Here is a 10368-nt window from a genome sequence, read left to right on the forward strand (position 1 = left end):
TGATTCCTCTCGTGCGGGACGTGGTGGGAGTCCGGGTCAGAGGGCCCCGTGCGGCAGGCCGACGTAGTTCTCGGCGAGGCTGGTCGCCGCGGCACGGGAGGTCGCGGTGTAGCGCAGCTGGGAACGCTGCAGTCCGACCCCGAACGGGTCGCCCGCCTCGGTGTCCGGATCGAAGCGGTGCAGCATCGACGTCATGAACCAGGAGAAGTGCTCGGCCCGCCAGACCCGGCGCAGGCAGGTCGCCGAGTACTCGTCGAAGCCGGTCTCCGAGCCGGTCCGGTAGAAGCCGGCGATCGCGTCGGCGAGCACCCGGACGTCGGCGATGGCCAGGTTCATGCCCTTCGCCCCGGTCGGCGGGACGATGTGCGCGGCGTCGCCCGCCAGGAACAGCCTGCCCCGGCGCATCGGCGCCGCGACCATGCTCCGCATCGGTGTCACCGACGGCTTCTCCAGCAGCTCGCCCTCGTTGAGGGTGAACCCGTCGCAGGCCAGCCGGGTCTGCAGCTCGTCCCAGATCCGGCGTTCCGGCCAGTCCGCCGGGTCGGCGTCCGTGCGGACCTGCAGGTAGAGCCGGGTGATCTCGGGACTGCGCATCGAGTACAGGGCGAAGCCGTTGTCGTGGTGGGCGTAGACCAGCTCGTCGGTGGTCGGCGCGGCCCTGGCCAGCACGCCGAGCCAGCCGAACGGGTAGACGCGCTCGGCGACCGTCAGCTCCCCGCCCGCCGCGACGGCGGGCCGGGAGACGCCGTGGAAGCCGTCGCACCCGGCGACGACGTCGCAGCGCAGCACGCACTCGGTGCCGTCGGCCGCGGTGTAGGTGATCGACGGCGCATCCGAGGTGAGGTCGTGCAGCGCCACGCCGGACACCTCGAACTCGACGGGCAGCCCGGCGTCGTCGATCCGGTCGGCGAGCAGGTCCTTCACGACCTCCTGCTGCCCGTAGACGGTGATCCCGGTGCCGACGAGATCGGCGAAGTCGATCCGGTGGTCGGCCGCGGGCGCGCCGGGGGCCTCGCCGAACCGCAGCGCGATCCCGGTGTGCGGCATCCCCTCCCGGTCCAGCCGGGCGGCGACGCCCAGCTCCCGCAGCAGCGCGACCGACGGTGCCTCCAGGACGCCGGCGCGGACCCGGGCCTCGATGTAGCCGCGGTCGCGGGCCTCCAGGACGACCGAGTCGATCCCGGCGAGCGCGAGCATCCGGGCCAGTACCAGCCCGGCCGGCCCGGCACCGATGATGCCGACCTGGGTCCGGGTCTCGCGTCGTCGCGGGGCGGGGCTCGTCATGGGCGGTACTGTCCCCGACCCGCCGGACCCGGCTCGACCGCGCTTCCGCTCTGCGGAAGACTGCACGGTATGAGCACGCGTCCGGCCAGGTCCGGGGTCACCGCCCGGGTGCTCGACGTGCTGGGGGCCTTCACCGCGTCGACGCCCGCACTCGCGCTGAGCGACATCGCGCGCCGCTCAGGGCTGCCGCTGACCACGGCGCACCGGCTGGTCGGCGAGCTCACCGCGGGCCGGGCGCTGGAACGCGGCGAGGACGGCCGCTACCGGATCGGGCTGCGGCTCTGGGAGATCGCGCACCTCGCCCCGGCCAGCCGCGGGCTGCGCGAGACCGCGATGCCGTTCCTGGAGGACCTGCACGAGGTCACCCGGCACAACGTGCAGCTCGCGGTGCTCGACCAGGACGACCCGGCGGAGGTCGTCTACGTCGAGCGGCTGTCCACCCGGGACGCCGTCTCGATCGTCAGCAGGCCGGGATCGCGGCTGCCCTCGACCGCGACCGGCGTCGGGCTGGCGCTGCTCGCGCACGCCGACCCGGAGGACGTCGAGCGGGTGCTCGCCCGCCCGCTGCGCCGGTTCACCCCGCACACCGTCTGCGATCCGGACGGGGTGCGGGCGCTGCTGGCCCGGGCGCGGGCCAGCGGGTTCGTCGTCTCCGACCGGCAGATCGAGGCGGTGTCGCTGTCGGTGGCGGCCCCGGTGCGGGCCGGCGACGGCCCGGTCGTCGCGGCGCTGTCGGTCGTCGTGCCCGCGGACGGGACGAACCCGCACACCTGGGTGCCCGCCGTCCGGGCGGCGGCCCGCGGGATCAGCCGGGCGCTGGGCCGGCCGGCCGGGAGCGGCTGAGCCCGGTCACGGGCGCCGGTCGGCGGTCGCGTCGGACGGCCCGAGCGACTGCCCGGCGAGCACCGACAGCAGCTGCAGCTTCTCGTAGCTCGCGCTGCCCGGCGGGGCCGTGTACACGAACAGCAGGTGCGACTGGTGCGGGTCGAGCAACGTCTGGCAGTTCAGCTCCAGCACGCCGACCTCGGGATGGACCAGCCGCTTGACCTCCTGCGGGGACACCCCGATCTCGTGCGCCTCCCACAGCTCGCGGAACTCCGCGCTGCGGGTCAGCAGCAGCTCGGCGAACTGCGCGGCCCGGGAACCGGGGCCGCGCTGCGCGGCCACCCCGCGCAGCCCGGACGCGTACATCCGGGACATCAGCGCGTGCTCCTCCGGCAGGTAGATGTTCCGCGACGCCGGATCGGTGAACCAGCGGTAGCCGAGGCTGCGGGCCGGGCCGGTGTAGCGGCCCGCGTCGCCGGTCAGGGCGACGCCCAGCGGGGTCTGCCGCAGCGTCTCCCCCAGCTCGGTGACGATCTCGGCCGGGGTGTCGGCGAGCCGGTCGAGGATCCGCAGCAGCCCGGGGCTGATGTGCTCGCTGGTGGACCCGCGGGCCGGCGGGTGCTGGCCGGCCAGCCGGAACAGGTGGTCCCGCTCGTCGAGCGAGAGGTGCATGCCCTGCGCGATCGAGGCCAGCATCTGCTCGGACGGGTGCGGCCCGCGCTCCCGTTCCAGCCGCGCGTAGTAGTCGGCGGACATGTGGCAGAGCGCCGCGACCTCCTCCCGGCGCAGCCCCGCGGTGCGCCGGCGGCGCCCGCGGGGCAGCCCGACGTCCTCCGGCTGCATCGCCGCCCGGCGGCTCCGCAGGAACGCCGCCAGCCCGGCCCGGTCGATCATGGCCCACCGCCTCTGTTCGGGTACTGAATCGTTCCTACCGCCGGACGCACGCCGCAGCCACGGATCGGCAGTCCGTGGATAACCCCGCGCAACACGACCAGTGTGGATGGCACACCCCACCGGGCACAGCCCACGAGGAGCAGGGAGAACCCATGCCACGCCGCACCCCCGAGATCACCGTTCCCGACCTGACCGGACGGCGCGCCGTCGTCACCGGTGCGAGCGACGGCGTCGGCCTCGGCATCGCCGCCCGGCTCGCCGCGGCGGGCGCCGAGGTGGTCCTGCCGGTCCGCAACCCGCGCAAGGGCGAGGCGGCACTCGCCACCATCCGCCAGGCGCATCCCCGCGCCGACGTCTCCCTGCGCGAGCTGGACCTGTCCTCGCTGGAGTCGGTGGCGGCGCTGGGCGAGAAGCTGAACGCCGAGGGCGCCCCGATCCACCTGTTGATCGGCAACGCCGGCGTGATGACCCCGCCGGACCGGCAGACCACCGCCGACGGCTTCGAGCTGCAGTTCGGCACCAACCACCTCGGGCACGTCGCGCTCGTCGCCCACCTGCTGCCGCTGCTGCGCGCCGGCTACGCCAGGGTGACCTCGCAGATCAGCATCGCCGCATCCAGCGGGACGATCAACTGGGACGACCTGAACTGGGAGCGGTCCTACGACGGGATGGGCGCCTACCGCCAGTCGAAGATCGCGTACGGGCTGTTCGGGCTGGAGCTGGAGCGGCGCAGCCGGGCCGGCGGCTGGGGTATCACCAGCAACCTGTCGCACCCCGGGGTCGCCGCCACCAACCTGCTGTCCGCGCGCCCGGAGGTCGGCCGCGCCCGGCAGACCGTGGGCAGGCGGATCATCGGCGCGCTGTCCCGGCGCGGCATCCTGGTCGGCACGGCGGAGTCCGCCGGGCTGCCCGCGCTGCTCGCGGCGACCTCGCCGGACTCCCGCGGCGGCCGGCTGTACGGGCCGCGCGGGCCGGGCAACCTCGGTGGCGCCCCGGCCGAGCAGAAGCTCTACAGCACGCTGGAGGACGCCGCCGGGGCCCAGCGGATCTGGGAGACCTCGGAGAAGCTGATCGGCGTCCCCCTCACCCCCGGCCCCGCGCGGCGCTGACCGCATCGTGATCGATCCGAGGCCGCGCCCCGCGCCCCGGCGTGCCACCGTGGCGGGGTGCGCGACTTCCGCATCGAGATTCCCGAGGCCGAGCTCGACGACCTGCGCGAGCGACTGGGCCGGACCCGCTGGCCCGAGCCGTCGACCGTCGAGGGCTGGGGCCAGGGCGTCCCGCTGGACTACGCCCGCGAGCTCTGCGACTACTGGCGGACCCGCTACGACTGGCGCCGCGTGGAGGCCGAGATCAACGCCTGGCCGCAGTTCCGCACCGGCCTCGACGGCGGCGGGGACGACGCGGTCGAGGTGCACGTCGTGCACGCACGCTCACCGCACCCGGGCGCGATGCCGCTGCTGCTCACGCACGGCTGGCCGGGCTCGGTCGTCGAGTTCCTGGACGTCCTGCCCGCCCTGACCGATCCGCCCGACCCGGCCGACGCCTTCCACGTCGTGCTGCCGACACTGCCCGGCTTCGGGTTCTCCGGCAAACCGGCGGTACCGGGCTGGGGCGTCGAGCGGATCGCGGTGGCGTGGGCGCAGTTGATGGACCGGCTCGGCTACGAGCGGTTCGCCGCGCAGGGCGGCGACTGGGGGTCGATGATCACCTCCGCGCTCGGGACGGCGGCGCCGGAGATGCTCTACGGCATCCATCTCACGATGGCGCTCGCACCGAAGCCGGACGACCTCGACCTGCCGCTGACGAAGCAGGAGAAGGCGGACATCGCGTTCTCCAAGAGCTTCGACCGCTACGGCGCCGGCTACTCCGCCGAGCAGTCCACCCGGCCGCAGACCATCGGCTACGGGCTGGTCGACTCGCCCGCCGCGCAGTGCACCTGGATCGTGGAGAAGTTCTGGGACTGGACCGACTGCGCCGGGCACCCGGAGAACGTGGTGAGCCGGGACCGGCTGCTGGACAACGTGATGCAGTACTGGCTCAACGGCGCCGGTGCGTCCTCGGCGCGGCTGTACTGGGAGAGCTTCGCGCGCCGCCGGATGGACGACGTCGACGTCCCGACCGGGGTCGCCCAGTTCCCGCACGAGATGGTGAAGCTGCCGCGGTCCTGGCTGGAGCGCCGGTTCACCGACCTGCGGCACTTCTCCCGGCCCGACGTGGGCGGGCACTTCGCCTCGCTGGAGCAGCCCGAGACCTACGTCGAGGAGCTGCGCACCTTCTTCCGCGGCGTCAGACCACCATCAACGACGCGGTGAAGCCGTGCAGGTGGTTGCGGCCACCGATCGGCCCGATCTCCCCGGCGGCGAAGAACCCGGCGATCCGCGGCCGGTCCGGGCCGGGGCGCCCGAGGGCCGGATCGGCGGCGGCCCGCGGGTCGAGGCCGGTCAGCACGGCGCGCACGTCGTGGTCCGGATCGCCGAACATCCCGGCGCCGCGGCCGTTGCAGGAGAACAGCAGCGCCCCGGCGGCCGGGCCGGAGCGGCGGACCGGGCCGAGCAGCTCGTAGAGGTTCTGCGCGGCGCCGATCGCGTCGCGGACCTGGAAGCGCACGGTGGTCCCGACGTCGACGACGTCGCCCGCGACCACCGAGCCCTCCTCCGCGTTCACCGCCAGTACCGGCCGGACCAGGAAGTCGCCGCGCCCCAGCTCGCCGGCGTGCTCGTCGACGGCGACGCCGATGTGCAGCCCGCGCAGCGCCTGCTGCTGCTCACCCGGCTGCAGCGCCCCGACGATCTCGCGCAACCGGCGGGCCGCCGGGCGGCCGGCCAGCTCGGCGATCCGGTTGTGCTCGGCCCGGGTGACGACCATCGGCGGCCCGATCGGCCGGCAGCCCTGGCTGACCACGATCCGCGGCGCCGGATCGCCGCCGATCAGCACACCGACCGCGCCGCCCCGGTGCACCCGCCCGTCGACGAACAGCCGGTTCACCGCGGGCCCGCCCGGGGCGCTGGCCATCCCGCCGATCACCGGGAAACCGGGCAGGGTGTCGTTGATCCGGTCCAGGACGCCGGAGATCGGGAACTCGTACGGGTCGGCGAGCAGGATCGCGGCACAGTCGTCGGTGGCGGGACTGTGCAGGCCGCGCACGGTCATCGCGTCGGCGCCGTCCGGCCCTGCGCCGGGGCGGCGCTCGGCGACCGGGGCGACGGCCCGCAACCGGCTGCCCGGCAGGCTCGCCGCCCAGACCGACACCGCGGGCTCGCCCTCGACACCGCGGGCGTCGGCGATCACCCCGTGCGCGGTGGCGCCGATCGCGGCGACCGCGCCGGCCAGCTCCATCACCCGCAGCCCGGCGGCCTCGACCTGCTCGGCGGGCAGCTGCGGCCCGGCCCCCGGGCAGACGAAGAAGACCACCAGGTCCGGCGGCGTCCCGTCCAGCGCGCCGAGCGCCTGGGCGGTCGCGACCTCCGCGGCGCCGGTGAGATCCGGCCCGACGGCGAGCCCGTCGCCGACCCGTCGTCCGGTCGCCGGGGGTGTCATGCCGCCTCCGTCCGCGACGCCCGCCGGGCGCGCTCGTTCCCACCCGGCGACGGGCTGCCGCCGGTGCTCGCCGCGACGCTACGGGAGCGCCGCGGGCACTGCCATCAGGCCGGGCCGGCACCGATCACGCGCCGCCGGGCGGGCGGTGCCGCTACCCTCCGCGCGGTGGACGCATCGGCCGACGAGCTGCGCACCGCCCACTCCGGGATCGCCGAGCGGGCGGGCTGAGGCGTGCGGACGCACGTGGCGCTGCTGCGCGGGATCAACGTCGGCGGCACCGGGAAGGTCCCGATGGCCGACCTGCGCAACGCGCTGACCGGTCGCGGGTTCACCGACGTCGGCACCTGGATCCAGTCCGGCAACGTGGTGCTGGGCAGCCCGGCCGAACCGGCGGAGATCGCGGCGACGGTGGCGGCGGTGCTGCGGGACGACTTCGCGGTGCCCCGCCCGGTGGTCGTGTTCGGCCGGGACGAGTACGCCGCGGTCGTCGGGTCGAACCCGTTCGCCGGTTCCGGGCCACCGGCCCAGCTGCACACGGTGTTCCGGGCGGCGCCCCCGTCCGGCGACGACCTGCAGCGGCTGGACGCCGCGCTGGCCGCCGAGCGGGCCGCCGGCGGGCGGGGGGACGCCGCCGTCGTCGGGCGGGTCGTGCACCTGTACCTGCCGGACGGGATGGGGCGGTCCACGCTCGCCGCCCGGCTGGCCACCCGCTCCGGGGCCCCGGACGGCGGCGGGACCACCCGCAACTGGGCGACGGTCGGCAAGCTCCTGGAGCTGCTCGGGTGATGCATGCGTGCGCGCCGGGCGTCGCGGGTAGTCGTATCGTGAGACATAGTGGACGAGATCCGCGCGGCAGCCGCCGCGCCCCGTCACCGAGGAGGTCGGAGACAACCGATGGCCGAGTACACGCTCCCGGATCTGCCGTACGACTACAGCGCGCTCGCCCCGCACATCGCGCCGGAGATCATGGAGCTGCACCACTCCAAGCACCACAACACCTACGTCCAGGGCCTGAACGCCACCCTGGAGAAGCTCGCCGACGCGCGGGAGAAGAACGACTTCGGCGCGATCGTCGGCCTGGAGAAGACCCTCGCGTTCAACCTGGGCGGGCACGTCAACCACTCCGCGTTCTGGAAGAACCTGTCCCCGGACGGCGGCGACAAGCCCACCGGTGACCTCGCCTCGGCGATCGACGAGAACTTCGGCTCCTTCGACGCCTTCCAGGCCCACTTCACCGCCGCCGCCACCACCATCCAGGGCTCCGGCTGGGCCATCCTCGGCTACGACCAGCTCGGCGGGAAGCTGCTGATCCACCAGCTCTACGACCAGCAGTCCCAGCTGCCGGCCGGGCAGACCCCGATCGTGCTGCTCGACATGTGGGAGCACGCGTTCTACCTGCAGTACAAGAACGTGAAGCCGGACTACGTGAAGGCCTGGTGGAACGTCGTCAACTGGGCGGACGCCGCCGAGCGCCTCGCCGCCGCGAAGGGCTGACACCCGTCGCGCAGCGCTGCCGCGTGCCCCGTCCGGATCCGCTCCGGGCGGGGCACGCGTGCGTCCACCGGTCTAGCGGTGCGCGCCCGGCCCGGTCACCCCGGTGACCCGCAGCAGCAGGTGCATGGCCAGGTCCACCGACCGCTCCCGGACGTCGGCCCGCCCGCCGGGCAGCTGCGGGTCGCGGGCGAGGACCTGGCCGTCGGCGGTGGTGACGCAGAAGCAGACGTAGCCGACCGGCTTGGCCTCGGTCCCGCCGCCGGGCCCGGCGACCCCGGTGATCCCGATCCCGACGTCGGCGCCGAACCGCTCCCGGGCACCGTCGGCCAGCGCCCGGGCGACCTCCGGCGATACCGCGCCGTGCGCGGCGATCAGCTCCGGATCGACGCCGAGCTGCGCGGTCTTCGCCTCGTTCGAGTAGGCGACCACGCCGCCCGCGACGTAGGCCGACGAGCCGGCGCGGTCGATCAGCCGCCCGGCCAGCAGGCCGCCGGTGCACGACTCGCCGGTCGCAACCGTCCAGCCGCGGTCCAGCAGCGCACCGGCGAGCAGCTCGTCGGTGCTGCGCCCGTCGTCGCTGATCAGCCGGTGCCGGTGGGCTTCCACGATCCGGCCGGCCAGCTCGCGGGCGGTGTCCTCGGCGCCGGGCAGCGGGTGCAGGTCGACCTCCAGCTCGGAACGCCGCAGGCAGGTCGTGACCTCCACCCCGGAGGTGTCCAGCTCGCGCTCGATCGCGCGCAGCGTCGCGGCGATCTCGGACTCGGGCAGCCCGGCGAAGCGCAGCAGCACCGGCTCCGCCCGCGGGGTGCGGGCGAGCAGCTCGGCGACCGGCGGGGAGGCCAGCGCGGCGGGCCACATCCCGGTGAGCTCGCGCGGCGGACCCGGCAGGACGACGACCAGTGGCCCGCCGGCGCGGGCGACCGCCAGGCCGGGTGCGGTGCCGACCGGTTCGAGCACGGCGGCGCCGCGTGGCACCCGGGCCTGCTTGGCGATCGAATCGTCGAGCGCGGGCCCGGCCCAGCCGGTCCGGGCGACCCAGCCGGCGACCTTGGCGTGGATCCGCTCCTGCAGCGCGGTGTCGACCGCCATCGGGGCGTCGCAGAACTCGGCGACGATCTCGGCGGTCAGGTCGTCGGCGGTCGGGCCGAGCCCGCCGGTGGTGACGACGAGATCGTCCCCGGCGACGAACTCCAGGCCGGATCGCAGGTCCTCGGACCGGTCCCCGACCAGCAGCACCCGGCGCACCTCGAACCCGAGATCGCCCAGCGCGCGGGAGACGAAGGGGCCGTTCGCGTCGGCGACGAGGCCGGTCAGCAGTTCGCTGCCGGTGACCAGCACGGACGCGGTGGGGCGGGACTCGGCCATGATCCGAACCTACCCCTGGGGGCCGCCGGGCACGCCCGGCGAACGGCCGCAGCCGCCGGATCGGTGACCGAACCGGTCAGGAGCATCCGAAGTCGACCGAAACGGACAGCATCGGTTCACCCGATCGGGGCTGGCGCGACCACCGTCACCGCAGCTCGACGGCGACCCTGGCGTGATCTGCGGACGGCATCACTCGATCGGGTCGGCGATCCGGCGCCGGACACGCCGAGCAGCCGGGGCGCACGGCGTGTCCCCGCGTGATCCGGGCCGTTCGTCGGCGCGCCGAACGGCCCGGGGCACCCCACCTGACCGGAGGGTGATCACCGGTCCGCGGTCCGGACCAGCACGGACACCGCGGTGTGCACCGGAACCGGTGAACCGGTCGGCAGTGCTGACGCTGCGTTCCGATCGGTGCAGCGGCGGCCACTCTCAGTGTGGTCTCAGCGCCGGGGGACGACACTGTGTCGCATGTCAGGGAACTGTGCGACCGCGGACGCCGCGACCTGGGTGGGCGAGCTCGACCGGCTGCTGCCGCTGCGCGACCTGCGGGTCGGGCCCGGGTTCCACGCCGCCCGGCTGCTGGTCACCGTCGGCGGCACCCCGCAGGGTCAGGTGACGGTGCCGCTGCGCGCCGGCCGCGCCACGGTCGCCGACCTGGAGGCCGCCCTGATCACCCTCGGCCCGCCGGAGCGGATCGCCCCGGCGCCGGTCGCGGCGGACCCGGTCACCGTGGTGATCGCGACCCGCAACCGCCCGGCCTCGCTGGCCCGCTGCCTGGCCGCGGTGCTCGCCTCCGACCATCCGGCGCTGTCGGTGATCGTGGTCGACAACGACCCGGACGACGAGCTCACCCGGGACGCCGTCCGGGCGACCGGCTCGCCGCGGGTCCGCTACGTCCGCGAGCCCCGCCGCGGGGCGTCGGTCGGGCGCAACCGCGGCCTGGCCGAGGCCCGCACCGACATCGTC

Annotated in this window: 10 protein-coding genes; 6 read left to right on the forward strand and 4 right to left on the reverse strand. The window is 75.0% G+C overall.

Annotation, left to right across the window (positions count from 1 at the left end):
- Positions 1-36 precede the first annotated feature (36 nt).
- On the reverse strand, positions 37-1284 hold the full coding sequence (locus ABZ881_RS27740) for a 4-hydroxybenzoate 3-monooxygenase (RefSeq protein WP_358488636.1): 1248 nt from the start codon (positions 1282-1284) through the stop codon (positions 37-39).
- 69 nt (positions 1285-1353) lie between these two features.
- Here ABZ881_RS27740 and ABZ881_RS27745 point away from each other — a divergent pair, with 69 nt between their 5' ends.
- The gene (locus ABZ881_RS27745; RefSeq protein WP_358488637.1) at positions 1354-2127 is read left to right on the forward strand and encodes an IclR family transcriptional regulator; all 774 of its coding nucleotides are present in this window, start codon (positions 1354-1356) and stop codon (positions 2125-2127) included.
- 6 nt (positions 2128-2133) lie between these two features.
- Here ABZ881_RS27745 and ABZ881_RS27750 read toward each other — a convergent pair whose 3' ends face one another.
- Entirely contained in the window at positions 2134-3003 is an 870-nt protein-coding gene (locus ABZ881_RS27750) for a helix-turn-helix transcriptional regulator (protein ID WP_358488638.1), read from the reverse strand.
- Positions 3004-3155: 152 nt separating this feature from the next.
- On the opposite strand from ABZ881_RS27750, the gene ABZ881_RS27755 reads away from it, so the two are divergent.
- Both ABZ881_RS27755 and ABZ881_RS27760 read left to right on the forward strand, forming a co-directional pair.
- On the forward strand, positions 3156-4112 hold the full coding sequence (locus tag ABZ881_RS27755; RefSeq protein WP_358488640.1) for an SDR family oxidoreductase: 957 nt from the start codon (positions 3156-3158) through the stop codon (positions 4110-4112).
- Positions 4113-4169: 57 nt separating this feature from the next.
- Positions 4170-5318 carry an epoxide hydrolase family protein gene (locus tag ABZ881_RS27760; protein ID WP_358488641.1) on the forward strand — a complete coding sequence of 383 codons (1149 nt, stop codon included), beginning with the start codon at positions 4170-4172 and terminating at the stop codon, positions 5316-5318.
- On the opposite strand, the gene ABZ881_RS27765 is transcribed toward ABZ881_RS27760, so the two are convergent.
- Positions 5293-6543, reverse strand: coding sequence for an FIST N-terminal domain-containing protein (locus ABZ881_RS27765; protein WP_358488642.1), 1251 nt, complete (start codon positions 6541-6543; stop codon positions 5293-5295). The two genes, ABZ881_RS27760 and ABZ881_RS27765, sit on opposite strands and share 26 nt — an antisense overlap.
- A 231-nt stretch (positions 6544-6774) precedes the next feature.
- Here ABZ881_RS27765 and ABZ881_RS27770 point away from each other — a divergent pair, with 231 nt between their 5' ends.
- Complete coding sequence (locus ABZ881_RS27770) at positions 6775-7329, forward strand: DUF1697 domain-containing protein (RefSeq protein WP_358488643.1); 555 nt, start codon at positions 6775-6777, stop codon at positions 7327-7329.
- Positions 7330-7437: 108 nt separating this feature from the next.
- Entirely contained in the window at positions 7438-8037 is a 600-nt protein-coding gene (locus tag ABZ881_RS27775; protein ID WP_358488644.1) for a superoxide dismutase, read from the forward strand.
- A 72-nt stretch (positions 8038-8109) separates the two neighbouring features.
- On the opposite strand, the gene ABZ881_RS27780 is transcribed toward ABZ881_RS27775, so the two are convergent.
- Entirely contained in the window at positions 8110-9402 is a 1293-nt protein-coding gene (locus ABZ881_RS27780; protein WP_358488645.1) for a competence/damage-inducible protein A, read from the reverse strand.
- A gap of 468 nt (positions 9403-9870) precedes the next feature.
- On the opposite strand from ABZ881_RS27780, the gene ABZ881_RS27785 reads away from it, so the two are divergent.
- On the forward strand, positions 9871-10368 hold a 498-nt coding region (locus tag ABZ881_RS27785; RefSeq protein ID WP_358488646.1), incomplete at its 3' end, for a glycosyltransferase family A protein.

The sequence above is a fragment of the Pseudonocardia sp. NPDC046786 genome (assembly GCF_040645415.1).
Lineage (GTDB): Bacteria > Actinomycetota > Actinomycetes > Mycobacteriales > Pseudonocardiaceae > Pseudonocardia > Pseudonocardia kongjuensis.

What these genes read in the sequence shown, in the direction of transcription:
- ABZ881_RS27740 (WP_358488636.1), bottom strand. Translation starts at nt 1,284, where the DNA reads ATGACGAGCCCCGCCCCGCGACGACGCGAGACCCGGACCCAGGTCGGC.
- ABZ881_RS27755 (WP_358488640.1), top strand. Translation starts at nt 3,156, where the DNA reads ATGCCACGCCGCACCCCCGAGATCACCGTTCCCGACCTGACCGGACGG.
- ABZ881_RS27775 (WP_358488644.1), top strand. Translation starts at nt 7,438, where the DNA reads ATGGCCGAGTACACGCTCCCGGATCTGCCGTACGACTACAGCGCGCTC.
- ABZ881_RS27765 (WP_358488642.1), bottom strand. Translation starts at nt 6,543, where the DNA reads ATGACACCCCCGGCGACCGGACGACGGGTCGGCGACGGGCTCGCCGTC.
- ABZ881_RS27750 (WP_358488638.1), bottom strand. Translation starts at nt 3,003, where the DNA reads ATGATCGACCGGGCCGGGCTGGCGGCGTTCCTGCGGAGCCGCCGGGCG.
- ABZ881_RS27745 (WP_358488637.1), top strand. Translation starts at nt 1,354, where the DNA reads ATGAGCACGCGTCCGGCCAGGTCCGGGGTCACCGCCCGGGTGCTCGAC.
- ABZ881_RS27780 (WP_358488645.1), bottom strand. Translation starts at nt 9,402, where the DNA reads ATGGCCGAGTCCCGCCCCACCGCGTCCGTGCTGGTCACCGGCAGCGAA.